This window comes from Chloroflexota bacterium, from assembly GCA_016197225.1.
In the GTDB taxonomy this organism is placed as follows: Bacteria; Chloroflexota; Anaerolineae; order Anaerolineales; family VGOW01; genus VGOW01.
Genome location: JACPWC010000104.1, coordinates 1 through 25,185 on the forward strand (window position 1 = coordinate 1; position 25,185 = coordinate 25,185).

Consider the following 25,185-nt stretch of genomic DNA (forward strand, 5'->3'; position numbering starts at 1 on the left):
CCCATTTGAATCAGCATGCCGATCAATAACGGAATGTCATCTATTCGGGTCGAGGTTATGGGGAGCTGGGGTATCATATACCCCAGCATAACTCACCTAATTCAACTTTAACCCTAAAATTTTACTCGAAACGGGAGATATGAGTCTCGCACTATATAATTTGGGCGAACAAGAGAAGGCTAAAGCTCATGCTGAAGCTGCGCTTAAAATCCTTGAGGAGATTGAAGACCAATATGCGAAGAAGGTGAGGAAGAAGCTGGCGGAGTGGCGGGGAGAGGAGGCGGAGGGAGATCACGAATCTTCGGAATAGGCGGATCGAATCCGTTCACCCTCAGCATTTCACGAAAAGGTAGCACCCTGAGCGGAGGCCCGCGTGCTGTTCGCGGGCTGTAGTCGAAGGGTGCGGTGCTGGCGCGAGACTTACCCTGAGCATAGCCTAAGGGGCCGCGTCCTTCGACTGCGCGCGGAAACAACACCGCGCTCCGCTCAGGACGCTTAGCGATCTACCGATTAATCCGTTGACAGCACGGGGAGGCCGCTCTTCGGCAACGCCAACGACACACGAGTGAATTCGCCCGCCGCGCTCTCCACCGCCAGCGAACCGCCGACCACGGCCATCATCGTGCTATGCAGGGCCAGCCCCTGCCCACTGCCACGATTGACTCCTTGCGAAGCTTCGAGGCCAATGCCGTCGTCTTCAATCACCAGCGTTGAATCGTTCAGCGTGAGGCGAAGGTGCAAAGGCCGAGTCGAGTCGGCGCGGCCATAGCGGGCCGCGTTGCGAATTGCCTCACGAGCGGCGTAGAAGATCACTTCGGCAGTGAGGGGCGGGAGATCGCGGGCTTTGCCTTCGGCTTCAGGTTCGATGTTCCAGATGACCTCATCGAAGGCGTCTTTCAGTTCTTCGTTCACCGTCTGTCTCAGCGCGCCGATCAGGCCAAGCCGGGCAACTTCGGGCGCGGCGGCGGCGGGCATCTCGCGCAGAAGGTCGGACAGTTGGTGATGGGCGTCGGTGAGCAACGTCAAGACTTCGGAAGTCTTAACGCCTGCCGGAAAACGCTCTCCAACCGCGTCCTCGCGGTTGGCCGAATCGCCCGCGAGGACGCGGGCTACGAGCGGGTTTTCATTTGAGTCATTAAGCTTCAACGTTGCGGCGTGAAGCGAGGGCAGAACGTCGTCGTGAATGATGCGCCGGGCGCGGCGGTCAAGCAATTGGCTCTCGGCCAGGCGCTGGCGTTGCAAGCCCATGAGCCGCCGCGCCAGTTCGGCGCTGGCCTGGGTGTCAATCAGCCGCTCGCCGCTGGCGCGGGCGATTTCGATTTCCTCTTGCGTGTATAAATCGCCGTCCACTTTTTCGCCCAATAGTAAAACGCCAACCAGTCCGCGCTCGCTCCACAGCGGCACGGCCCACAGCAGGCCGTCGTGTTCAGCCGCGTTCAGCGGCAGGCCCACGAGTTGCGGAGAGGTGAATTTGGAGAACAAGGCCGTTGTCGCGGGCGGCGGTTGCCCCGATGGAAAACTCATCGGCTTCACCAGCGGGGCCAGAGTCCCAATCGGAATCAAATGGGCCTGACGAGTCCCAAGCACGTCACTGCACAGCGCGTAAAACGGAGTCGCCGTGTCCATTTGCGAGTCGGATCGTTCGAGCAAGTTGTCGTAGAGGCGCTGGCTGGCGACGAACGGGCGCAGGTGATTGATGTAACGCTCGCGTTCGGCGAAGGAGCGCCAACTGAATAGGCCATAAAAGACGGTCATGAGCACGGCGGTGAGGAGCAGGCTGTAGATGGGGCGCAGTTCGAGGGTGAAGCTCCAACTGATGACGGCGCCGTAACCGGCAGCCAGGATGATGCCGTTGCGCCACTGGCGAAGCAGGCCGCCGCGAGGCAGGGTCTTGCCGGTGAAGACTTCGTAGGCGACGACGGCCTGGCCGATGCAGATGATGGCGAAGCCAATGAGCGTTTCGATCACAAGGTCGAAGCCGCCGATGGTGAGAATGACAGGCTCGAAACTGAAGCGGATGGTTTGAATGGCCCAGACCATCACCCAGGCGACGAGCAGAGTGACTAGCAAAAGAACAATGGATGTTGTGATGAGCCAGGGGCGGGCGCGGCGGCGAGCGAGGTCGCCCATCATGCGTTCGGAGGGACTCGGGCGGCGCAGAGCGGCGAGTGAGAGGCCGGTGCAGAGCATGATGTAGAGCGGGTAGATGAGGATGAGGAGGGGGAGGCCGCCAACTTCGGGGGTGGCCGAGAGATCGGAGCGGGCGACTTGATCGAAGGAGGGCAGGGGGTTGGCGAACAAGTCGAGGCCGATGAGGAGAATGGCGACAGCAACGGTGACGATGAACGAAGCCTGTTGCTGTTTGGTCTTCCACACGCCGGTGTAGTCGAGCACAACCAGATACCAGATAAAGGGCAGGGTGATGACGGGAACCCCACCGACATGCCACCAGAAGTCTGCGCCGCGGCTGATGTTGTTGAGGCCGTTGCTGAGAATAGCCGAGTGGCTGATGAAGAAGGCGCTGGCTAAAATCATGCCGCAACCGGCCAGCCAGATGCTCCAATTGCGGCGTTCGGCGTTGAGCAGAACCGTGAGGCCCAGCCAGAGCGGGAGGATGGTGTTGAAGAGCGAGACGGCCATCAAGGCCCAGTCGAGGAGGAAGTTGTTGGTCATTCCCACACCACCCACTCCTTCTTCTCATTCATCACCCTCGCCACACCCTCAGCATCCCAAACAATCAACCGCCCCTCGCGGGCGATGACGGCGGCGCGGGTGCGGGCCACCTTTTCGTCGGTGGCGCTGTCGGCCAAACCCCAGGTTGCGTAAATTTGGCCGTTGGTGCGGCTGATGGTGCGCTTGTCGCGGAAGCCAAGCCGGGCCGCGATCTGCTCGTTGGTCATGCCCTGGGCCAACATGCGAGCCACCGCCTGCTCGTTCGGCTCCAACAAGGCCATCGGCGATTGCTCGTCTTTGTGACGAACCTCCTGCACCCGCGACTCGATCTCCGGGTCAATGAAACTGCGCCCGGCGGCGGCATCTTTCAAAAGCGGCACGATCATTTGCGGCAAGAGGTAGTTGGATTTGCGAACGTAGGCATAATGGCTGAGGATGCCGGAGCGTTGGAAGTCGCGGTAGTAGCTGTCGTCGTCCTGGATGGAGTAGAAGACGACGGGCAGACGCGGGAACTCGCGGCGGATGGCGACGGCGGCCTGGATGCCGTTCTTCTCCCCGGCCAGTTGAACGTCCATCAAAATCACGTCGGGTGGCTCGGCGAGGCAGTGGGCCAGCGCCTCTTCGCCTGAGTCGCAGTCGTGGGCGATGTGCACGGCCTCACCTTCCAGCCCGGCTTTCAGGGCGGCGCGGAGTTTTTCGTTGTCTTCGACGAGGAGGAGGTTGAGCATGGGTTCAAGGGTACTTCAAGGCCGGGATGTGTCAAGCACTCAGGTGCTCAGGCTTGTGACGCTAAAGGGTAGAATGAGCAAGGCGGTTTCTGTAAGATGGGCTTCAACGTAGGGCAAATCGTCAATTTGCCCTACAAAGGAGCCACCATGAAAACTGATATCATTATCGCCTACATGTTGATGCCTCTCAACTCACTCGAAGGAGAATGATCTATGCAAGCTCAACCTTCTCGCTATCTTGTTTTCGTCAGCGCGCTCGCCTTGCTGGATGAGCGCGATCCATTCGTTTACGCGAAGCGGTTCAATATTCGTTGACAGAAACTGACCTTCATGAACGCCAATTCCAAAGAAAGCTTGCCCTTCCTCACTCTCTTCCTGATCACAGTCCTCGTCGCCGCGCTGGGCCTGTTCTTTTCGGTCAAGGCCCGTCACAAACTCATCGCCGCCATCGCGCCCTACATTTCGGCGATTGTGATAGCGGCGCTAATTGGCTATGTTGATCAGCACAACGACGAAGTCTGGGCGGCGCTGATCCTGATGTTGCCGTCGGTGTTTATCTTTGGCTTTCTCCTGCCCCGGCAGGCCTGGCAGTGGGCGCTCATCATCGGCGGAAGCGTGTTCTTCGCCAGCTTGATCGGCGTGACAATTGGTTACGTGCCGCCGTGCCATCCCGGCCTCGATTGTCCGCCGCCCAGCTTCGGCAATTCGCTTCAGGCCCTCATTGCCCTCATCCCGGCCTTCGTCGGCGCTTACGTTGGGGCCGCGCTGAGATGGGGAACATCCTATCTTCACACTCAAATTGTCAAGGAGTAGCATGGCGAACAGGAACGAATTTAATCGCTGGCTTGCCGTCGTCTTCTTTGCGGCGGCCATGGCCTGGGTCGAAGCGGCGGCGGTGTTGTATCTGCGGGTCATGCTGAATCGAATCATCCCTTATCAACCTAACCCTCTGCCGGTGTCGGTTGGCCTGGGGCAAGTCGAACTGGTGCGCGAAGCGGCCACCCTGGTCATGTTGCTCACTGTAGGCTGGCTGGCCGGGGGAACGTGGCGCAGTCGTTTGGCCTATTCCATGATCGCCTTCGGCGCCTGGGACATTTTCTATTACATCTTTCTCGTTCCAATGAGTGGCTGGCCGAAGTCTTTGCTGGATTGGGACGTTCTCTTCTTGTTGCCTTTGCCCTGGTGGGGGCCGGTGTTGGCCCCGGTGCTAGTTTCGGTTCTGCTCATCGTCGGCGGCACTCTCATCGCCCAATTTGATCGGCCCGAGCGTCCGCTTTGGCCGGGGCGGCTGACGCGCTGGTTGAATCTGGTTGGCGTAATTTTGGCGCTCTATATTTTTATGGCCGACACGATTCGAGTTGCGGGCGCTGGCGAGGAAGCCGTTCGGAATGTGTTGCCGACGTGGTTTAATTGGCCCCTGTTCATCGTCGCCCTCTTGCTCATGGCCGCGCCCGTTGCAGATTTGAGCTGGCAGATTTGGGGAGGCAAGCTCGACCGGATGCAGTCTGCTGGAATAGCATAACTGCATGGGCTAAGCCGGGAACGCGGATGAACGCGGATAATACGCAGATTTTCGCTGATCCAATTTGGTTTATCTGTGTTCCAGTTAAGAACAACCTCAATTACGAAACAGCCCGGATGGATGACACGCTGCTGATCTTCTTCAACCAAACACTTGCCAATCCGATTCTCGACGCAATCATGGTGATCATCACCTACGCCGGGCTGGCCTTGCTTCCGGCGATTGGCGTGCTGTTGATTGTTGCCAAGCAACGTCGGGCTGGGCTTGCTGTTTTGGCGGCGTTGCTGGTTGGCGAAGTGTTCACACTTGCCTTTCAATTTCTGGCTCTGCGCCCGCGCCCGGTTGACGTTCGGGCCGTCATCCCCACGCCGAACTTTCCCTCATTCCCAAGCGGCCACGCCGCCGCCGCGTTTGCCGTTGCCGCCGTGCTGATGTTGAGCTATCGCCGCTGGCGGGTGTGGTTGCCGACTCTGATCGGGGCGGGCCTGATCGCCTTTAGCCGGGTCTATCTTGGCGTTCACTACTTTTCGGATATTTTGGGCGGGGCGGTGGTGGGGTTGGGGGCCGGGGCGGCCTGCTACGGCCTCTTTGCCTTGAACCGGCCCGACTGGCGCTGGTTGCTCTGGATACAAGTGGCGGTTGTTATCGTGATCAGTGAGATGGCCTATCTTTCCATTTTGCCGGACGCCAGCCTGCTCAAAGCGCCGATGGACAAGATTCTGCACTTCGTCCTGTTTGGCGCTGTCACCTTTTGGCTCAACCTGTGGCTGGGCCGTTCGGCCAAAATCAAGTTTGTGCCACTGGCTGTGCTTATCCCCTTCCTCATCGCTGTGCTGGAAGAAGGCGCACAATTCTTCTCGCCCGTTCGCACCGCCGACTTTGCCGACCTGTTCAGCGACCTGAGCGGCATGTTGTTCTTCTGGTGGATGAGCGAACAGGCGTTGAAGCTTCGGATCAAAGAGAAGCCAGCACCTCAATCTCAGTCAACCACTTGACCCACTGCCAGCCTCGCCGTGAGGGCACGACGGCCCGCAGAGGGAAGCCGTGCCAGTGATCAAAGGTTTGGCCGCCGACGTGGGTGGCTAGCAACACCTCTCCAGCCTCGGCCATTGTCAGGAGGGCCGGGTATCCCGAAACGTCTTTCAACAGAATACCGACTGCCTCCGGGTGCAGACCGGCCTGGGCCAGCAAATCGGCGAGCGGCACGCCCTGCCAGACTTGAGTGGTGTACCAGCCGCTGGTGCAGTCGAGCGTCGCAGTCAGTTCGGAAGGTGGCCAGGCAAGCATGTCTGCGTAAGTCAAAGACAGAGGAGCGTTGACCGCGCCGCCGACGGTCAACCGCCACGTGTCGGGGTTGAGGACGATCTGGCCCTGACCAACAGTGTTTGTTACTGGATACCCCAGCCCGGTGAACGACCCTTCTTCACGCGAGCCGGTGGAACTTCGCGGCGACTCCGCGTTCTGCCGCGCGCGGGAAATTGCTCCAGCCACGCCCCAGGCGGCCACGGCGGCTCCCCCCAGAACCAAAAACCGGAGCGCGCTACGGCGTGAGGCAAAGTCAACCGGCTTCGGGCGGGGCCAGCGTCGCCAAACGTGAATGGCAAGTGGTATCAAGAGTCCCAGCGCCAGCATCCAGTGCCAGGAGATCACCGCGTCGCCGTAAGCGCCAAGCCACAATATGTCGGGGCCGACGCGCCAGGCCCACATTAACCCGAAGGTGAGGACAGTTACGACGAGCGTTGCCAGAACGAGAGAAACGACGATGACGAGACTGCGGTCGAAGCGGCGATCCAGGCCGCGCCGGAGCGAGCGTACAGCGATGAGGCTCTTCCACGGAATGAGGGCAATGAGCGCCCAACCCGCGCCGCGATGAATTTCAAACAGCAATGACGGCAGGGGCCACATCAGGCCGTACAGGCCGGTGAGGGTGAGCAGGGTGATGAGAGCGAGAATGATAGTGTTGGTGAAGCGGAGTAGCCAGCCGTTCATGGAACCTTCTTTCTTCTGCTGAAAATCGGCGGCTGTTCAAGCCAGATTTTTGATCCGCAGATTACGCAGATTTCCGCAGATTTATGTTTTGGTCATCTGCGTTAATCTGTGAAAATCTGTGGATAAATAATGGTGTTCATGCAAGCTCAGCGCCAAGTTTTAGTGGTTGCGAGTTTCGATTGATACGGTGACGATAACAGAACTTATCCAGGAAGACCTGATAAAGCGCTGACAAGAAGTTGACAGGTCGAAATAGCACGACCGTGCCTCCGCCCGGCACGATTTAGCGCCGCCCGTCTGTTCGGTTTTGCAGTAGTATAAAGGGCAACAGGAGTTACGCCATGTTACCCTACCGCCAGCACCTTGCCTACGATCCCTTCCTCGCCCCGCGCCGCTGGATGTTGCGCCTCGGCTCGCGCTTTTATTATCCCATCGCCGCCGTCGCCGTCATGCTCATCATTGGCATCGTCGTGCGCGACGCTTTGCTGTTCAACGACAATCTTCGCCGCCTGGCCGATCTTGTCCTCATCGGCGGGGTGTGCACCCTCGTCATCTTCTGGCGGGCCGAGCGCATGTGGTTGCGCGGGGCCGAGAACTGGCTGGTGCGGCTGGCCCGGCCTGACCTGGGCTTCTTGTGGTCGGGCCTGGCGGTGGTGTTGATCGCCCTTGGCCTCATCGCCTTCATTCGAATCACCGGCCCCAACAGCGTGGCCGCCAACCACCTCTGGCCGCTCTTCATCTTCCCCTTGTTCTTCCTCTCCGAACGGGTGCGGACGGTTCCGTACTTTCTGGTTCTGTTCCTCACTTGCCTGGTGCTCACGCTTCTGCGCTTCTCGGTCAGCAACACTCTGGCCGGGGTGCTCACCCCGCCGCTGTGGCTGGCCACGCTGGCCATGTCCAACTTCTATTTGGCTCGCCGCCACGCCCTTCTGCAAATTCGCACCGAACTTCTGCGCCAGATCGCCAACGAGCTTTCCAACACGCCCGACATCGAAACGTCGTTTGAGACGATTGCCGAAACGATCGGCTATCGGTTGCGCTACGATCATGTGCGGCTGTGGCTGCTCGACCACGCCAGCAACCGTCTCGTTTTATACGCCGCGCGCGGCACGCCCAAAGCCAAATGGGAGAATCAAAGCCTCCCCGCGAACGGCGGCATCTCCGGATCGGTTTTGACGAATCGCCGTTCGGAGCGTTGGGATAACGTCAACCAATGTCCTCATTACGAAAGTCAACCGCCGTTTGAATGGGTGCACTCGACTCTGGCCGTGCCCGTCGTCGTCGCCGGGCAGGCCGTCGGCGTGCTCGACGTGATCAGCCAGAACGTGGCTGAGTTCTGGGAGATTGACGAAGAGCAACTCAACCTGATGGCCGACTCGATTGGCATTGCCCTGGCCCGAAGCCAGCACGCGCGCCACGAGGCCGAGCGGTTGCGCGACACCCTCTGGCTGGCCGTGAGCCAGTTGAGCGACTGCGCCTCTATTCAAGAGATGTTCGACACCATCGCCCGCGAGGCGCGCTCGCATTTTGGCGCTGACCTGGTGGCGCTGTATCAACTTGCGCCCGGCACCGGCTACCCGCTCATGCCGCCGCTGTTCACCGGCGACTTTCATCATCCCGATGATCTGCGCCAGTTGTCGGTGACGGAAGACTCGGTGCTGTTTGATTTGCTCGAACGCTGGGAACCTTACTACAGCACTGACGCAACCGCCGACTCGACTCTGGGTGGAACCGGCTCGGCGGACATCGCCTTTCTCTCCGGTGAAGCTGTGCGCTCGGTGGCCTTCCTGCCATTGGGAAGCCGCAGTGAAAGGGTTGGCGTGTTGTTTCTGCTCTATCGCTCGCCGCGCGAATTTTCGCCGCTCGACAAGCTCTCGCTCGAAGCCTTTGCCAGCCTGGCCGCCGAACCGATCAACCGCGAGCGCGACCACTGGCGCAAGTACGAAGCCTTTGGCGGGGTGATGTTTGGCGTGCACGGCCCGCTGACCCTCAGCGCCGACTCCCTGCGCCGCCTGATCGGCTCGGCCCGCGAGGTGATGCAGACCGACCCGGCCACGGCCCAGGCCGCACTTGAGCGGGCGCAGGAGGTGGCCCGCAAACTCGAAATGGCCGCCATGCTCACCCGCCTGGCCCAGCGCGACGAACTGGACACGACCAGAATCAGCGACGAACTAAGACGCGCCGCCACCAAGATCGTCCAGTTCGTCGAACCGCGCGGCGCGTGCCGCGTCTTCACCGACATCCCGCCCGAAGCCGACGACCTGCCGATTGAAGTGCTGGATGCCGTTTACTGTTTGGCGATGGAGGCGATTGCCAACGCCGCCTTTCACGGCCATGCCCGCCGGATTGACATTGCTGTAGAATTGGAGCCGACCCAGATTCGCCTGGAAGTGTCCGACAACGGCACGGGCTTCGACACCGCCACCGCCCGCCACGGCCCGAACGGAATCTTTGAAGGGCTGGAACTGGTGCAGGCCCAGTTTGCCGCGCAAGGTTCTATCGAAAGCCAGCCGGGAGCCGGGACGCGTTTGGAAGTGACGTTTCCGTGCTTGGCGGATGTGACGAGTGTGGAAGAGGTTACTGAAGGATTAGGATTACAATAGAGGCTATGACTGACGCCACGCCGCCGGATGAAATGTTGTTTGAAGTTCTAACCCCGCTTGGGTTTCGCGTGCGCGTGACGCGCTCCTATTGGGAATTGATTATCACCATCAAGCATCCCGTCATGGCCGGGCGCGAAGCTGATGTAAAGGAAGCGCTTCAAAATCCGAGCGAAATACGGCGAAGCAAAAGCGATTTGGATGTGTACTTGTTCTACAAACCTGAACGCATCGGGCGCTGGGTCTGTGCTGTTGCCAAACGGCTTGATGATGAAGGTTTTTTGATTACTGCTTACCCAACCGACGCCATCAAAGAAGGAGAATTGATATGGCCCAAGTAAAAGTATTTTACGATGAAGTTGGCAATACGCTTACAGTTTGGTTTGGTAATCCCCAGGACGAATATGTCGCCGAAGAAACCGGCGACGAGGTTATCCTGATGAAAGACAAAGACGGGAAAGTCATCGGCTTCGAGAAATTGAATTTTTCGATTGCCAGGCCCAGGCATTTGCAGGTGGCCTTTGAAACCGTCGCCGCGTGAAAACACGGGTACATGCCAAGCCAGCGTAGAGTCTCTAAAAGCATAGGTCGAGGTCGCCCTGCACTGCTTAAATGCAAACATAGCAGTTCCCTGTGAAAATCATGGCTAAATGCGCTTCTTGTAAAACTGAATTCGAAGAAGACCCAAATGAACGGATGCCATGTCCCAAATGCGGGGCTACCGGCCGAATCGTAGAACTGGTTGCAACTGCTTACGGATCCTCATGGGCTACTGCACGCCTCGAAGTCATACCAGCCAACGCAGTGCCTTTGTCTTTCGGTGCAATTGTTACTTATGAGCGAAGTGTGCTTGAGGGCCAAGTAATCACTCTAGTAGAGCCAGTCTATCGTGAGGTTATACGCCGACTTCATAGTGATCCACAATTTGCAGTCAACATCTCCCCAAGACAATGGGAAGAAATTGTGGCGGCCGTTTATGATAAAGCCGGTTTTGATGAGGTAATACTCACGCCCCGTTCCAGCGATCTTGGTCGAGATGTTATTGCTATAAAGCGCGGATTCGGGGCAGTGCGTTTCATTGAACAGGTCAAAGCTTACAATCCTGGTCATGTTGTGAAGGCCGACGAAGTGAGAGCACTTCTTGGGGTTCTGAGTGCCGATCTAAATGCAACAAAAGCGATTTTCACAACCACATCGTCTTTTGCCCCTCGGTTGGCCGAAGATGCTCTGATTCGGCAGTTCCTTCCTTATCGGCTCGAACTCGTCGATAGAGATAAGCTCTACGAGAGATTAATCAGAAGCCTATGAGTCAAATTGGCGTGAACTTCAAACCAGGCGACAAAGTAATTTGGTGGAAGCGTATCCCGGGTGGCGACTATGTTTATCCGGTAGCGGCGGTTGTGATTGCTCTAACCGCAAAGCGCATCAAAATTCAAGGGGACGATGACGGGGAAATTGTCATTCGCTTTGTGCCGCCGGAAAGCCTGCAAAAGCGGGAATCAATTTAGGGGTTGCCAATGACCGACCACCACCGCCCTGTCCTCAACGTCTTGATGGTTGAAGATTACCCGCAATACTACGAAGGCCTGCGGTTTGAGCTACAGCCGCAGGTTCTGCTTGAGAACGCGCCGGACGTGGCAACGGCTTTGCAGATGCTGGCCCGCAAGCAGTACGACGCCATGCTGGTTGATCTGGCTCTGCCGCCCACCCACTCGCTGAAAGAAGGGCTGGGTCTGGTCGAAAAAATTGCCGCCGACCAGGAGCGCGTCCTGCCGATGATCGTGCTCACTTCCAAAGACACCGATGCCGGGCTTCTGCGCAAACTGCTCGGCTGGCGCGTTTCGATGATCCACAAGGATGACCGGCCCTCGGGCGCTGAAGTGGAATATGCTTTGCGTTTGGCGCTGAAGGGATATTTTTTGCTATCGCGCCTGCCCGCCGGCGATTTGCCCGCTGTCGCCGCCAGCGCGCCCGCCGCCTCGTCCGAGCTTTTCTCCGAGCGCGACTTCGCCATCTTCAAACTGGTCTCCGAAGAAGGGCTGACCAACCAGCAAATTGCCTATCGTTTGGGCATCAAGGAAGATGCGGTGAAGAAGGGCGTCCAGCGCATCTTTCGCCGCACCGGCGTTGCCAGCCGGGCGGAGGCTGTGCGCTGGTGGTTTGAGCATAAGGAAGAGTTGCAGTAGTTGGCGCTTCAGACCCTAAGGGTTTCCAAAAACCCTTAGGGTCTCGAATGTCGGCACGAACGTGCCGCCCACCGTCACCGACGGCCTCCCCGTCGCATCCAGCTCGTTTCACCAACGTCCATCTCGACTCGGCACGCCGACTGTCATATCCTGCTTGCAAGTCGGGGCGAAGCGTTCGCCTCAACAAAACAGGGAGGATTGCCAGATGGAAACCACGCTTGCCGACACCCGCCGCAGTTTCGCCAAACTTGCCATGCTCGTCTTGCTGGCCGGGCTGGTCTGGCGAATAGCGCAAGTTGCCTTCGGCGGATTTTCGACGACAGCAACAACGGCTAACCCGGCCCCGGTCACGGTGAAAGTGACCTCGCAACCGACGTTCGTCCGCCTCGAATGGATCAACCTGTGTGAGCCGACGCAACAGGGATTGGCGTTGTACACCGTTGGCGACAACCCTTGCCAGCCCGGTCAGACGGCATCGCTAGCGTGGCTGCAAAGCCAGTTGACGACCAAAGGCCTTCTGGCTTCAACCGAGTATTTGGAGTGGGTGGATTCTCCGGCGGACGTGGCCTGCCGCACGGCAGTGCTGGCCGGGCCGGACGGGGCGCCCGCCGGCTGGGTGTGCGCCGATTGGCGCGGCATGTACCGGGTGAATTTGAACGGCGGAGACTCCGGCCAGCGTTTGCAGTTTTGGAGTGACGGCAACTGGGTGCAAAGCAGGTAAAGAAGCCCGCCGCTTGAGGAGACGGCATCCCCGGATGCAGGTTCCGCATCGGCATCTATAGCAAATTGCAGTTGGATTGACGAGACCGACGCGGTTTTCGCGCAGCGTACCGCGTCGGTCTAATTGCTCCAGGGACGCCGGTCTCCTCATTTTCACAAAGTTGAGCAGCGAAGGACACAACTTACCTGTGGTTGTTGTGCGCCCACAAAATTTGCACTCGCGCTCCGCGCTGGGGTGTTGAATAAATTTGCAGGTTGGCGCTCACCAGCGCCGCGCGTTCAAACATCCCGGCCACCCCGTAGTGTTTGTTGGCCAGCCAGCCGTTCAGGTCCAACTGCTGGCCGGGTTCAAACCCCACCCCGTCATCTTCAATCATCAGCGAAACGCGCCCCGGCTCCAACTGGCCGTGAAGGCGGATGGTGTTGGCCCGCGCATGTTGCAAGGCGTTCTCGCACGCTTGCTGAACGATGCGATACAGATGTTGCTCCATCTGCAAATCATAGCGGATGTCGCTTTCGGGAATGTCGAGCACCAGCAGCGGGTTTTCGTTTGTGCGGTCGTTCAAGTCGTCCACCAGAGCCTTGAGGGCGACGTAAAGGCCGTAGTTCAAAATGGCCGGGCGCAGGCCGCTGACCACCTCGCGCAAATTGAGGATGGTGTCGTCCCAGTGTTGCAGGAAGTCCGTTGAAAGGGATATCTTGTCAAACTCCATTTTTAGCACCGCCATCTGGTTGAGAACGTTGTCGTGCAGTTCGCGGGCCAGGTCGGCGCGCTCGTTTTCGCGCCGATCAATATTGGCCTGATAGAGGGCGTGCAGATGATCGGTTTGGGTGATGTGATTCAGGGCGATGGCCATTTGACTGGCGAGCGCCTGCAGGGCGGCCACATCGTTCGGGCTGTAGTCATCGTCGGGGTCGCGGCGACCGAGCACCCACACCCCGACCACTTTCTGGCCGACGGCCAGCGGGAGCACCAGCCGGATCCAACCGTAGAATGGGTGAGAGTTGTGATCGTTGGCAGAGAGGCGCTCCTGCTTCAGCGAAAGGAGGGTAGGCAAGTCGGGATAATACGGGATGGACTCGGGCGGGACGCCGACGGCGTCAATGACTACTAAAAGCTCATCGCGGCAATCCAGGAGAAGAGATTGGTGGATGAGAAGGGATGGCAGAATCTCGCGCTGAACCAGGCGGATGAGGGTGGCGGTGTCGGGGCTGGCGGCAATTTGCCCGGGGAAGTTTTCCAGCATTTCGGTGCGCGACATGGGGATGTGGAGTAGCCGCTTCTCGACAAAATGCTGAAAGGGTTTGTAGGTGAAGATGACGACGACGACAATGAGCAAATTAAAGAAGACGCCGACGAAAAGAATGCCGGTCGGGATATTGAGAAAGTCGTCGGCCAACGGGATGAGCAACATCATGCCCAGGCCAGACACCAGGAGAAAAAGGTACAAAGAAACGAGGCGGTTGCCCCGAATTTCCAGGCCGCTCAGTTGCCGGTGATAGGCTGAGTAGAGATAGGCCGCCGGCAGGATTGGGAGAAAGAACAAAGGATAAACACCAGTTTCGGCGAGTAGCTTCATTGAGGTGAGAGCCGAAGGCAGGAGGGCCAGCATGGCGGCCAGCAGGAGCAGACTGGACTGCTTTCGTTGGCCTTTTTTGAAAATGACACGACCCAATAAGATCAACACGCTCCCGAACACGGCGAATGTAAAGCCTATCGAGTAAAGGCCGGGGTGGGGCAACTGCAATAGCTCGGCCAGGGCAAAGGCAACGCCGCCTAAGTGCAGAACAGGCCAGACAATTTTGGGCAGAGAGGCAACCGGCCTGGGCAGTACCCAGTGCAGGTGCAGATAAACAGGTAGGCTTAACCAGATCCCCATTCTCAACAGGACGGCGCTTTCCAGCAAGTGATGCTCAGAGGCCGTGCTGGTGGCAAAGCAGAAGGCCATTAGAAAATTGAAGGCCAGAAACAATCGCCAACGGGTGTCTTTGGGCCGAAGCGCCAAAAGGGTGATGAGGCCGAAGAACCAAAAGACAAAAGCCAGCCACCACTGGCCACTGAGGCGGCGCAGGAATTCAGCCAGGTTGTATCCGGGAAACTTATATTGAATGGTTTGGGTTAGGCCATCGCGTTGGAAGCGGATTGAGATCAGGTCGCCGGGCTGAAGGCCCAGGAAAATGGACTGGCGTATATCTAAATAAATCTCTGGCATCGTGAGAGGGCCGATTTGCAGCATAACATCGCCAATCTGCAGCGGCGAGGGGACAAAGATTTCTTCCACCTGCCCGTCGGAATTCCAGTGGAAGCCGCTGTAAGGGGCAATGACAAAAAAGGCGTAGGTGTAAAAAACGATGACGCCCAGCACCAGCCCGGCGAGGCTTTGTTCCAAAATTTGTTGCAGGCGCGGCGAGAGTCTCATCATAAGAGCCGGCGATAGAGGATGGCTGCCGGAGCGAGGCGAATTATAGACTGAAGTTTCAGAGATGTGGTGAGCTTTTAAATGACAAACAGCAGACCGACGCGGTACGCTGCGCGAAAACCGCGTCGGTCTCGTCTATCCAATTGCAATAGATTTTATTGAAAATAAGCTCATAGCCCGCGTCCTCGCAGGCCCCTTCGGGCAACCGCGTCCCACCGGAATGCTTCGCGAAGGATGCGGTTGGGGAGCGTCCTAATGTTATTCCCGATAAGCTTTAATGTGTTATAGGTCATGCCTGCAGGATTTTTTCCTGGGGCGGCGTGATCAGCCCAAGTTGCTGGGCCTTGGCAATGGCGGCATTGCGGTTGCGCACCCCCAGCCGCATGTACGCGCCGGAGAGCAAATTGCGGGCGGTAGAGTTCATCACCCCCATTTTGGTGGCCAGTTCCACCAGCGTGCTTTCAGGGTAAGCGGCGCACAACGAGAGCGCCTCCAACTGGCGGGGAGTCAGACCCGGATCAAGCTCTTGAAGCTGGCGTCGGAAGAGGAGTTGGTGCGCCTGCTGGCTGAGGTAAATGCCGCCGCCGGCCACCGAAAGCACAACTGGCCCCAATTGCTGAATAGCTGTGCGGTCTTCCTTGAGAATGTAGCCGCTGGCCCCGGCGTCCATCACCGCCCGGATCAGAGCGCGTTCGCCGATCATCGAAACCACCAGGATATTGATGTTTGGATAAGTCTGAAGAATTTGCGGGATGACGTGCAGGATCGGGTAAGGGTTGGTGTTCTCAGGCGAGGTATGCACGTTAACGTCCAACATCAGCACGTCCACTTCGTGCTCGGCCAACAGCGGCTCCAGATCCGAGCCAAAATAGGCCGTGCCGACGACTTCAATCTGCGAAGTCTCTTTCAGCCGCGCCAGGTAGCCGTCTACAATGCTCTGATGATCGTCCAGGATTGCCACTCGGGTTTTTGTAGTCATAGCGATCTCACTTCCTTGTCAACAGCATAGCAAGATTGATCGCCAAATACAATACCCAGTACCGAGATTCAGTACAAACGCCTATGCTTTGACGCAACCCGTCTATGGTTTGGCGACAATTAACCTCTCCACCTCTGGCACAATTGTTCCCCAGTCGTAGCCGCCGACGAATTTGTAACCGGCCTCGCCCAGCGCCGCCCGCCTGGCTGGGTCGTTGATCAACGTCAGGACGGCGCGGGCGAACCCCTCGGCCTCGTGGTATCTGTTCGATCATCAGCATCAGCGGTATCTGTTCGATCATCAGCAAATACAATTGAAACAACGAATGAATATTTGTCTGACCTTGAGAATGCCAATCAAATGAGGGCGGGTAGTCGAGTAGTCGGGTGGTTGGGCGTAGTCTGAAAGGAAGATGCCGTTGGGGATGACGCGCGGGCTGGCCCTGCCCGGGGCCGGGTTGAGGGTCGGAGCGAGGCCGCGCAGGGCGGCGGCGTCTTCGGCGGAGACGCAGGTGACGTGGGCGGCCCGCTGGCAAACCTGCGCCTCGAAGCGCGCCAGCCTGTTCGCCTGAATGAGCGAGTATAGAGCGGCAGGCCAGCGACGGGGTTGACGCAAGTCGGTCTCGAAGGCGCGGCGCTGGAGGACGGTTTCGCAGTTGTGAGCGTCGAAGACGGTGATGAGCGATGAGGATTGAGTTTCGAGCAGGAAAGGAGCAAGTTCAAGGCCTTCGACGAAAAGGACGTCGAACGATCCGGCTTGCAGGAGGGTTTCAAGGCGGGCGCTGAAGGCGGGCGAGGCCAGACGGTGGGCAAGATCGGGCCGGGCTGAAAGAAAGAGATCGCGGAGGCGGTGCAAGCGAGTTCGCCGGGGCGGGGCCACGATTTCAATGCGTTGGCAGGCGGCGCGAAGCTCGGGCGTGATTGGCTCGTCTTTTTCGGCAAAGGCCAGCAGAGTGATTGCGTGCCGGGCGGCGAGGCTCTTGATGAGTCCCCAGTTTCGGATGGCGGTTCCCTGCCGGGGCGGGTGCGGGAGTTGCGGGGTGAGGAAGAGAAGATTCACAGTGGACAGTGGAGGGTAAACAGTGAGCAGGCTTGTAACTACTCACGAGGCAAGAAATTAGAACGCAGATTACGCAGATTCACGCAGATATTTTGAAAAAAAATCAGCGAAGATCAGCGTTTTATCTGCGTTCATCAGCGTTCTATTGGTTGATGACTTTTCGATAGACGGCCAACGTTTCTCTGGCGCACTTTTCCCACGAGAAGTCTTTCACGCGAGCATGGCCTTTCGCGATAAGCGATAAACGATAAGCGGAATCTGACAGTATGCTTTCAATTGCGCCGACGATGCTGGCCGGGTCGTCGGGGTTGCAAAGGGCGGCGGCGCCGCCGGCGATTTCGGGCAGGGAGGCGCGGTTGGCGATGACGACCGGCGTGCCACAGGCAAAGGCTTCAAGGACGGGCAGGCCGAAGCCTTCGTAGTGTGAGGGCAGGACGAGGGCGATTGCGCCGTGATAAAGGGCGGGCAGGTCGGCGGCGGCGAAGTCTGGCCGGAAATAGACGCGGTCTTTGAGTTGAAGCTTGTCAATGAGGGCAACAACATCGTCGAAGAGCCAGCCTTTGTTGCCGGCGAGGACGAGAGGCGGCGCGTCGAGCGGCAACTGGGCGTAGGCAGTTAAGAGGCCAGGCACGTTTTTGCGCGGCTCGAAGGTGCCGACGAACAATAAATAACGTTGGGGAAGATTCAGGCGCGCCGGAGCAGGTTCAACAGCCTCACCAGGCCGGGGTTGAAAGATCGGGTCGGGGGCAAGATGAACGGTGACGACTTTGTCGGCGGCCACACCGAGGAGTTCGAGCACGTCGGCGCGGGTGGCATTTGAGTCCGTCAGGATCGCATCGGCCCTTTTCACTGCCTCGTGAATCTGATCGTTGTAGTAGCGCCTGCTCTGGGCGGTGAGAAATTGCGGATAGCGCAGGAAGGTGAGGTCGTGAATGGTGATGACGGAGCGAAAGAGGCCGAGCGGCGGGATGAAGTCGGGGGAGTGCAGGAGGCTGAGGCCCTGTGGCAGAAGCTCAACGCCCAGCGCAAGCCGTTCGAGGCGATGATGGGCAGGCGTCCAGCAGTCGGCGCGGCGGGCGTTCGCGCCAGCGGGGAGGGTTAGAGTCTCGCTGGCTTTGCGCGAGTGGAAGATGAGGTAGTCGTTGGCCGGGTCGAGGCCGGGCAGGGTTGCCGCCAGTTGCCGAATGTAGAAAGCGATTCCGCCGCGCGTGTAGTAGGTGAGACGGGCATCGAGGCCGATTTTCATCAGCCGGATGATACCAGTTTTTGCGCTGGGGAGCGTCTGGGCTATAATCTTCGTCATCTGTTGGAGGTGGATATTTATGGAAGAAATTCATCAGTTGATACAGCGACTCGATTGGCTGGATAAAGAACGCCAGAAGGATCAACAGAAGATTACGACGCTCACCGAGCGAATTGCGGCGCTGGAGAAGGACAAGACAACGCTCGAGCAACGCCTGAAGAGCATGGACGGCGACATCACCAAAGCCGTGACCACTGCCAACCGGACAAACGTGATTGATACCCTGCTGGGCCAGGTGCGGGCCGACGTGACCAAGCAGATCGAGACCCTTGAATCGCGCCGGGCCGACAGCGAACGCGAGCAGGAGCGTTTGCGGAAGATCGAGCGCGAGGGGACGAACCGGGTTTTGGCCGAGGTGCGGAAGGCGCTGGACGCCTTGCCGCGCCTGGAGCAGGACATCGCCGCCCGCAAGGAAGAAGAGCGGCGGATGAACAAGCTGATGACCGAACTGCAAACGAAGGTCACAGAAGTCGCCCGCCGCGACGAAGAACGCGGCCGTTCGATGGCCGCGCTGGAAGAAGGCCGCCGCCAGGATGCCAAGCGCGTGGTGGACGTTCAGGCCGAATTGCCCGAACTGCGCAAGCGCGGCGACGAGAACAGAACCAAGCTGGAAATCCTGGAAGACCTGGTGCGGCGCAACGACATGCGAGTGGGTGAAATGCTGGCCCTTGAAAACGACCGCAAACTCTCGCAAATGGCCTGGATGGAGACACAGGCCGTGGCCGGCGCCGAACGCGAGCGCGCCTGGAACGACCTCAAACAACGCGCCGAAACCGTCGTCCGCGACACCGAAGACTTTTCGCGGCGGATGGAAGTGTATGGCGAGACTCACCGTCAGATGAAGAAGGCCATTGAAGATTATTACCTCCACACCGAGCGCACCGACCGCCGCATTGCCGAAGCCGCCGAAATTCAACGCTTGAGCGAAGAGCGCTTCCGGCAGGAGTGGAACGCCTTTTTGGCCGACGAGCAGAAACGCTGGACGACCCACATGCTGTTGCGTGACGAGCAATGGCGCGACCACGACCGCCAGTCGGGCAAAATCGCCGATCGCCTGGCGACCATCGAAGAACAACTGCCCGACCTTCGCGAAACCGTTCGCGGCATGCAGGCCATCGATCAGGCGCGCTTGCAGGCCGTCTTCAACCTGGCCCGTGAACTGGTGGCCGAGTATGATCAAACGCTGACGAAAGTTCGTTAGCACTTTATGCGCGTCATTGGCACCGCCGGCCACGTAGACCACGGCAAGTCGGCGCTCGTTCAGGCCCTCACCGGCACTCACCCCGACCGCCTCAAAGAAGAACGCGAACGCGAGATGACGATTGATCTCGGCTTCGCCTGGTTCAACCTGCCAAACGGCGAGCCGGTGGGCGTGATTGACGTTCCCGGACATCGCGACTTCATCGAGAACATGCTGGCCGGGGTGGGCGGCATTGACGCCGCCCTCTTCGTGGTGGCCGCCGACGAGGGCGTGATGCCGCAAACTCGCGAACACCTGGCCATCCTCGATCTACTGCAAATCAACAACGGCGTGGTCGCCCTCACCAAAGCCGACTTAGCCGAGTCGGATGAGTGGCTCGATCTGATTTCCGAAGAGGTGAGGGGACTGATCAAAGGAACGGCTCTGGACGGGGCCGCCGTCATTCCCGTGTCGGCCCGCAGTGGCCGGGGACTCGACGACCTGCGCGCCGCCCTCGTCAAATGTTTGGCCGCCGTCCCGGCCCGCCCCGACCTGGCCCGTCCGCGCCTGCCCATCGATCGCGTGTTCACCATCGCCGGTTTTGGCACCGTCGTCACTGGAACGTTGATGGACGGCTCACTGTCCGTCGGCGACGAAGTCCTCGTCCTGCCCTCCAATCGCCCGGCCCGCGTTCGCGGCCTGCAAACGCACAAGACCAAACTCGACCGGGCCGTGCCCGGAAGCCGTGTGGCCGTCAACCTGACCGGCGTCCAGGTCGCCGACATTCAACGCGGCGAAGTGGTGTGCCACCCTGACACTCTCCGCTTGACCGATCTGCTTGACGTTCAATTTCGCCATTTAGCCGAAGCCGAGGCGTCCCTCAAACACAACGCCGAAGTCAAACTCTTCGTCGGCGCGTCGGAGACAGTGGCCCGCGCTCGCGTGTTGAGCGGCGAGGCCCTGCCGCCCGGCGAGACCGGCTGGTTGCAGATTGTCTTGTCAGCGCCCGTCGTTGTCACCAAAGGCGACCGTTTCATTCTGCGCCGACCCTCGCCCGGGGCCACCATCGGCGGCGGCGTTATCGTCGAGCCGCACCCGGCCCGCAAACACAAACGACAGGACGCAACCGTCCTCAACCGCCTGCAAACGCTCTTGCGCGGTACGCCGGGCGAGATTCTTTTGCAAGCGGTGGATGCGCTCGGCCCCGGCCCGTTCTCGGCGGCGATTGCCAAAGCCGGGCTGGATGCCTCCGCTACTGCCGAAGCGTTGGGGGAACTGGCGATGACCGGCGATTTGCTCACTCTCGAAGGCACGTTGCCGGCTAGCAATGCTCTTGTTCTCTCACGCGCAACCCTGGCCCGCCTGACTCGCGAAGCCACCGACCTACTTACGGCTTATCACGCCTCGCACCCGCTCAAGATCGGCCTCTCGCGCGAAGAACTCAAGAGCCGCCTCAAGCTCGCGCCCAAAGTCTTCAACGCCTTCATCGCCCGCGCAGTTGCTGAAGGCCGTGTGGCCGAGGCCGGGGCCTTCGTCCGGCTGGCGACCCACGAGATCAAACTAACGCCTGCCCAGCAAGCCAGCGCCGACTCGCTCCTGGCCGCTTTTCGTCGTGACCCGTACAACACACCTTCGGTGAAAGACTCGGCGGCGATGGTGGGCGACGATGTGCTGGCCGTGTTGATTGAGCGCGGCGATCTCGCCCAGGTCTCGCCCGAGGTGTTGTTCCTGAGAAGCACTTACGACGCGCTCGTGGCCGCCGTGCGCCGACATTTGGCCGCCAACCCGTCCCTCACCGTCGCCCAGTTCCGCGACATGTTCAGCACCAGCCGCAAATACGCCCTGGCCTTTTTGGAGCATTTGGATGCGGTTGGAATTACGGTTCGCAGGGGCGACGAGCGGGTGTTGAAATAGGGTCAACGGATTTATCGAATTGAGCGGATACGAAAGAAGAAATGAGTGGAGTATAATCCGCCTCAGCAAATTCTGACGTGGAGAAGAGAATGTCCAAGAAGAAAAACAAGAACAAGACAACCAAACAACACAAAGGTTCGGGCGGGGGCGGCCAGGCCGGGGAGCCGATCAAAGTTAATTGGTGGGTGATCGGCGGGGCAGTGGTGATCATCGCCGGGCTGATCTATTATTCGATCTCGCAACAACAGAAACCGGCGCCCACCACCAGCGCCGCCACCAGCGTTAGCGCCAGCGCCGGCGCTACGGATTGCTCCAACGGCCCAACATCCAAGCAATATGCCTCGGCCCCGGAAATGACGGTTGACCCGGCGAAGAACTACACCGCCACCTTCAAAATGGCTAAGGGCGGCGAGTTCGTCGTTCAACTCTATCCTGATAAAGCGCCCATCACCGTCAACAGTTTTGTCTTTCTGGCGCGCGACGGTTACTTCAATTGTGTGACCTTCCACCGGGTGCTCGAAGGCTTCATGGCTCAGGGCGGCGACCCGACCGGCACAGGCGGCGGCGGGCCGGGGTATGAGTTCGTCAACGAAGACAGCGATCTGAAGTTCGACAAGGCGGGTGTGGTGGCGATGGCCAACGCCGGGCGCGACACCAACGGCAGCCAGTTCTTCATCACTTTCCAGGAGACGCCGTCGCTTGATGGCGGCTACACAATATTTGGCCAGGTGACTGAAGGGATGGAAGTGGTCAACGGCATCACCCGCCGCGATCCCAACACCGCCCCCGATTTTTCAGGCGACGTGATCCAGAGTGTGACAATCTCGGAGAGTTAGGCGAACAGGCAAATGGGCTAAGGAGAATCGGCTATGGCAGAGATAACACGCGTGGAATTGATACTGGCGTTGATCGGCGCTGGGGAGCGTCCACGCCTGGCGGGCGTGGATCTCAGCGGGCTAAATTTGACCGGCCTCAGACTGAGCGGGGCGCATTTGGAATATGCCATTCTGACTGGAGCAAATTTGACGGCGGCTAACCTGGCTGAGGCCGACCTGCGGAACGCCGACCTGGCCGGCGCAAACCTGACCTACGCCGACTTGCAAGAAGCCGACCTGACCGGAGCCAACCTGAAAGGCGCGAATCTGACGCATGCCAATTTATCGCGCACCAAGATGACCGGGACAACAATGACTGGGGCCACGATGCCTGACGGCACCAAGCACGAGTAGTAGAGACGGCCCGCCGGGTCGTCTCTTTTTATTTGGAAAGCGAGAAAACGAAGGCGATCAGCGATTCAATCTCGGCCTCCGTCAAAACATCGCCATAGTTTTGGTACATGTAGTCGGAGTTGTAGTTGGGCACAATGTAATCGTTCGGGCGCAGAATGGATTGGCGGACATATTCGACGGCGCTCAATCCTTGAACGCGCTGATGGGCAACGTCCCTCAGCCCGACCAGCGACGGCCCCAGCCCGGCCCGGTCGTCCAGCAGGTGGCAGGTGAGACAGGGCGGCGCTCCGGCGGCCCCGTTGCGATACAACGCCTCGCCCGCCGCCACTTGTTCCGGCGAAAACGCAGGTAGCGGCTCGGCAGTGGCCGTCGCCGATTCGGCGGTCACAGTTTCACCCACGTAGGCAACCCGATAGACAGCGCCTGTTTGCCATTCCAGGATGTAGAGAGCCTCATCCGGGCCAACCGTCACATCAATGGGGCGAAAGTTCGTCCCGGTGTTGAAGCGGGCAAACGGCTCCCACTCGCCGTGAAGCGCGCCATCGTCGCCGCGCCTCAGCGGCACGACGACAACCATTTGGCCGTTGGTGATTTGCCGATCCAGCGCGACCTGCGCGCCCGTGCCCCACAGCGCCACGTAGACGGCGTTTTGATAAGCTTCTGGAAACTGCCTGCCTGCATAGTAAATCAGCCCGGCCGAGCCGACCGAGGGATAGAACTCGGTGATGGGGGCGGCGGACGTTGCCCCGAGTGGCGGTTTCCCGTACACGTCGGGGAAACCGTAGTGGCGGCCCTGTTGCACCAGGTTCAGTTCTTCGGGAACCAGCGAGCGTAGCGTCCGATCAAATTTGCTGGGGTTGTTGTCGGCGGTGAAGAGATCGCCTTCGGGCGAGAAGGTGAGATCGTAAGGGTTGCGAAAGCCGGCGGCGAAGACTTGCAGATCACTGCCGTCGGCGTTCAGGCGCAGCACCGAAGCTTCCATCGGATCGGTGATCGGGCCGTGATCGGTGGTGGAGCCGACGCCCACATACAACTTGCCGTCCGGCCCAAAGGCGATGCCGTTGTTGGAGTGATCGGGATAGCGCAAAGAGACCAGCCCGGTGACGACGGGCGTGAGTGTATCGTAGTCGCCATCGCCATCGTCGTCGCTCAACACGCTAATGCGGCCACTGTCGGAAAGATAGAGCTTGCCGTCGTGAAAGGCCAGGCCAACAGCGTGAGTGACTTTGTGCTCACTGCCGTCAAATACCTGCCGCATGGCTTCAGCGTCAGTATTGCCGTCTTTATCTTCAAATTGAAAGATGTCGCCTTCCAGCGTGAGAAGGTAGAGATTCTCATCCGGCCCAAAGAGAATGGCCGTAGGCAGGTGAATGTCGCGCGGCTCGGCGAAGGACGCTATGGCAAAACCCGGCGGAACCCGGATGGTGTTGGTCGCCGGGGCCGGGCTGGAGAGTTGCCGGATCATCCAACGGGCAACTGTGACCGCGCCCACCCCGGCCAGAGCCAGAACAATCAACCCAATGCCGGCCACCCCGAGGCGGGGCCACCATCGAGTTGGGATCGGGCTTCTCATTTATCTGGAGTGAAAATTTCGACAGCGCCGCTCAGGGTGAATCGCGTTTGTGGGCCGGAGCCGGTCGCGCCGGAGATCACGTACAGTTTGTCATTCGCCACAGCGGCGGCGACGCCATGACGCGGAGTGGGCAGGGCCGGCCAGGACGACCAGCTATCGGTGGCCGGGTCGTAGACTTCGTGCTGGGCGTAAACGCAAAGCTGAGGGTAGTTCTCGCCGCCGAGGATGTGGACTTTGCCGTCGAGTACCGTCACGGCAAATCCACTGCGGGGCGTGGGCATGTCTTGTTTATGCGTCCAGGTATTTGTGGCCGGGTCGTAAACGTCAACGGAGGCGTAGTTGGCGCTGTGCTTCCAGCGCCCGCCAAAGAGATAGAGCTTGCCGTCCACGGCCACGCCCTTCACGTGATCGCGCGGGCCGGAGAGCGGGGCCAGCGAGGCGTCCCAGGTGTTCGTGGCCGGGTCGTAGGCCCAGACTTCGATCGGGTTTTCCCAGTCGGGCGCGTCGCCGCCGGCTACGTAGAGCTTGCCGTTGATGGCAACCATAGCCTGCGCGGCGCGATGGCCGGGCATGTCGGCCAATTGTTTCCACTCGTTCGTTTTGGGATTGTAGACCCAGAGGCCGTTGACGTTGGGAAAGAATTCGACGGAGTAGCCGCCGCTGACGTAGATGAGGCCGTCAATCACATCCACGCCTACGTGATGCAGACCTTTGGGCAGGGGGGCCAGCGTCTGCCAGGAATCCGTCGCCGGGTTGTAAACGTCGAACTGAGGTGAGACCTGCCAGTCGGCCAATAAGCCGCCCGGCACGTAGATGAGGCCGTTCAACACAGCCACTTCCGTTTCGCCGCGCGCCAGCGGCAAGTCACGGCCCGGCGACCACGAGCCGCCAACGGTTGAAGTCGAATCTATATCGCACACTTTGCCCGGTGTAAACTGGGCCTGTAGCCGGCTTGCGGCTCGTGGGCCGGCGTAAATTGCTAGAGTAGCGACGATGAGAATCGCCGCTATCACGCCTGTAATCTGAATTCTTGAGAACTTCATTAATTTTGTCCCTCATCATTTGAGCTTATTGATACGCTGGGCAAGTATACCGGTTTTTGATGAAGCC

General features: G+C 59.3%; 24 protein-coding genes. 15 read left to right on the plus strand and 9 right to left on the minus strand.

Features of this window, described 5'->3' with window-relative positions; translation table 11 throughout:
- The first annotated feature begins 139 nt into the window (after positions 1-139).
- Positions 140-310, plus strand: coding sequence for a hypothetical protein (locus HYZ49_17465; protein MBI3244074.1), 171 nt, complete (start codon positions 140-142; stop codon positions 308-310).
- 200 nt (positions 311-510) lie between these two features.
- Here HYZ49_17465 and HYZ49_17470 read toward each other — a convergent pair whose 3' ends face one another.
- Positions 511-2,673: a hypothetical protein gene (locus tag HYZ49_17470; protein ID MBI3244075.1), complete on the minus strand. Its 2,163-nt coding sequence runs from the start codon at positions 2,671-2,673 to the stop codon at positions 511-513.
- Positions 2,670-3,401, minus strand: a complete 732-nt coding sequence (locus HYZ49_17475) for a response regulator transcription factor (protein ID MBI3244076.1) — start codon at positions 3,399-3,401, stop codon at positions 2,670-2,672. The genes HYZ49_17470 and HYZ49_17475 overlap by 4 nt, the downstream gene beginning before the upstream one ends.
- 330 nt (positions 3,402-3,731) lie before the next feature.
- Here HYZ49_17475 and HYZ49_17480 point away from each other — a divergent pair, with 330 nt between their 5' ends.
- The 3 genes from HYZ49_17480 (at position 3,732) to vanZ (ending at position 5,918) form a co-directional block, all read left to right on the plus strand.
- Complete coding sequence (locus HYZ49_17480; GenBank protein MBI3244077.1) at positions 3,732-4,214, plus strand: hypothetical protein; 483 nt, start codon at positions 3,732-3,734, stop codon at positions 4,212-4,214.
- A gap of 1 nt (position 4,215) precedes the next feature.
- Positions 4,216-4,923 carry a hypothetical protein gene (locus tag HYZ49_17485; GenBank protein MBI3244078.1) on the plus strand — a complete coding sequence of 236 codons (708 nt, stop codon included), beginning with the start codon at positions 4,216-4,218 and terminating at the stop codon, positions 4,921-4,923.
- A 116-nt stretch (positions 4,924-5,039) separates the two neighbouring features.
- Positions 5,040-5,918, plus strand: coding sequence for a VanZ family protein (gene vanZ / locus HYZ49_17490; GenBank protein MBI3244079.1), 879 nt, complete (start codon positions 5,040-5,042; stop codon positions 5,916-5,918).
- Here vanZ and HYZ49_17495 read toward each other — a convergent pair.
- The gene (locus HYZ49_17495) at positions 5,878-6,912 is read right to left on the minus strand and encodes a molybdopterin-dependent oxidoreductase (GenBank protein MBI3244080.1); all 1,035 of its coding nucleotides are present in this window, start codon (positions 6,910-6,912) and stop codon (positions 5,878-5,880) included. The genes vanZ and HYZ49_17495 overlap by 41 nt on opposite strands.
- Before the next feature lie 341 nt (positions 6,913-7,253).
- On the opposite strand from HYZ49_17495, the gene HYZ49_17500 reads away from it, so the two are divergent.
- The 7 genes from HYZ49_17500 (at position 7,254) to HYZ49_17530 (ending at position 12,419) form a co-directional block, all read left to right on the plus strand.
- On the plus strand, positions 7,254-9,515 hold the full coding sequence (locus HYZ49_17500) for a GAF domain-containing protein (GenBank protein MBI3244081.1): 2,262 nt from the start codon (positions 7,254-7,256) through the stop codon (positions 9,513-9,515).
- A 32-nt stretch (positions 9,516-9,547) separates the two neighbouring features.
- Positions 9,548-9,853 carry a DUF4258 domain-containing protein gene (locus tag HYZ49_17505; protein ID MBI3244082.1) on the plus strand — a complete coding sequence of 102 codons (306 nt, stop codon included), beginning with the start codon at positions 9,548-9,550 and terminating at the stop codon, positions 9,851-9,853.
- Positions 9,841-10,053: a DUF2283 domain-containing protein gene (locus HYZ49_17510; protein MBI3244083.1), complete on the plus strand. Its 213-nt coding sequence runs from the start codon at positions 9,841-9,843 to the stop codon at positions 10,051-10,053. The genes HYZ49_17505 and HYZ49_17510 overlap by 13 nt, the downstream gene beginning before the upstream one ends.
- A gap of 92 nt (positions 10,054-10,145) precedes the next feature.
- A complete protein-coding gene (locus HYZ49_17515) occupies positions 10,146-10,820 on the plus strand; it encodes a restriction endonuclease (GenBank protein MBI3244084.1) in 675 nt (224 codons plus the stop codon).
- Positions 10,817-11,020 (plus strand): hypothetical protein, encoded by a 204-nt coding sequence (locus HYZ49_17520; protein MBI3244085.1) that lies wholly within the window; start codon positions 10,817-10,819, stop codon positions 11,018-11,020. The genes HYZ49_17515 and HYZ49_17520 overlap by 4 nt, the downstream gene beginning before the upstream one ends.
- A gap of 9 nt (positions 11,021-11,029) precedes the next feature.
- Positions 11,030-11,698 (plus strand): response regulator transcription factor, encoded by a 669-nt coding sequence (locus HYZ49_17525; GenBank protein MBI3244086.1) that lies wholly within the window; start codon positions 11,030-11,032, stop codon positions 11,696-11,698.
- 205 nt (positions 11,699-11,903) lie between these two features.
- Positions 11,904-12,419: a hypothetical protein gene (locus tag HYZ49_17530; protein MBI3244087.1), complete on the plus strand. Its 516-nt coding sequence runs from the start codon at positions 11,904-11,906 to the stop codon at positions 12,417-12,419.
- A gap of 181 nt (positions 12,420-12,600) precedes the next feature.
- Here the strand turns inward: HYZ49_17530 and HYZ49_17535 are convergent, their stop codons facing one another.
- The 4 genes from HYZ49_17535 to HYZ49_17550 form a co-directional block, all read right to left on the minus strand.
- Positions 12,601-14,841, minus strand: a complete 2,241-nt coding sequence (locus HYZ49_17535) for a GAF domain-containing protein (GenBank protein MBI3244088.1) — start codon at positions 14,839-14,841, stop codon at positions 12,601-12,603.
- Between the two features lie 286 nt (positions 14,842-15,127).
- Entirely contained in the window at positions 15,128-15,817 is a 690-nt protein-coding gene (locus tag HYZ49_17540; GenBank protein MBI3244089.1) for a response regulator transcription factor, read from the minus strand.
- A gap of 300 nt (positions 15,818-16,117) precedes the next feature.
- On the minus strand, positions 16,118-16,876 hold the full coding sequence (locus HYZ49_17545) for a glycosyltransferase (protein ID MBI3244090.1): 759 nt from the start codon (positions 16,874-16,876) through the stop codon (positions 16,118-16,120).
- A gap of 142 nt (positions 16,877-17,018) precedes the next feature.
- Positions 17,019-18,122: a glycosyltransferase family 4 protein gene (locus tag HYZ49_17550; GenBank protein MBI3244091.1), complete on the minus strand. Its 1,104-nt coding sequence runs from the start codon at positions 18,120-18,122 to the stop codon at positions 17,019-17,021.
- A 76-nt stretch (positions 18,123-18,198) separates the two neighbouring features.
- Between HYZ49_17550 and HYZ49_17555 the strand changes: the two genes are divergently transcribed.
- The 4 genes from HYZ49_17555 (at position 18,199) to HYZ49_17570 (ending at position 22,502) form a co-directional block, all read left to right on the plus strand.
- Complete coding sequence (locus HYZ49_17555) at positions 18,199-19,380, plus strand: hypothetical protein (protein MBI3244092.1); 1,182 nt, start codon at positions 18,199-18,201, stop codon at positions 19,378-19,380.
- A 6-nt stretch (positions 19,381-19,386) separates the two neighbouring features.
- Complete coding sequence (gene selB, locus HYZ49_17560; protein ID MBI3244093.1) at positions 19,387-21,273, plus strand: selenocysteine-specific translation elongation factor; 1,887 nt, start codon at positions 19,387-19,389, stop codon at positions 21,271-21,273.
- 353 nt (positions 21,274-21,626) lie between these two features.
- Positions 21,627-22,109 (plus strand): peptidylprolyl isomerase, encoded by a 483-nt coding sequence (locus HYZ49_17565; GenBank protein ID MBI3244094.1) that lies wholly within the window; start codon positions 21,627-21,629, stop codon positions 22,107-22,109.
- A 33-nt stretch (positions 22,110-22,142) separates the two neighbouring features.
- Positions 22,143-22,502: a pentapeptide repeat-containing protein gene (locus HYZ49_17570; GenBank protein MBI3244095.1), complete on the plus strand. Its 360-nt coding sequence runs from the start codon at positions 22,143-22,145 to the stop codon at positions 22,500-22,502.
- Positions 22,503-22,530: 28 nt separating this feature from the next.
- Here HYZ49_17570 and HYZ49_17575 read toward each other — a convergent pair whose 3' ends face one another.
- Both HYZ49_17575 and HYZ49_17580 read right to left on the minus strand, forming a co-directional pair.
- Positions 22,531-24,075, minus strand: coding sequence for a PQQ-dependent sugar dehydrogenase (locus HYZ49_17575; GenBank protein MBI3244096.1), 1,545 nt, complete (start codon positions 24,073-24,075; stop codon positions 22,531-22,533).
- Positions 24,072-25,118: a galactose oxidase gene (locus tag HYZ49_17580; GenBank protein MBI3244097.1), complete on the minus strand. Its 1,047-nt coding sequence runs from the start codon at positions 25,116-25,118 to the stop codon at positions 24,072-24,074. The genes HYZ49_17575 and HYZ49_17580 overlap by 4 nt, the downstream gene beginning before the upstream one ends.
- Positions 25,119-25,185: the final 67 nt, after the last annotated feature.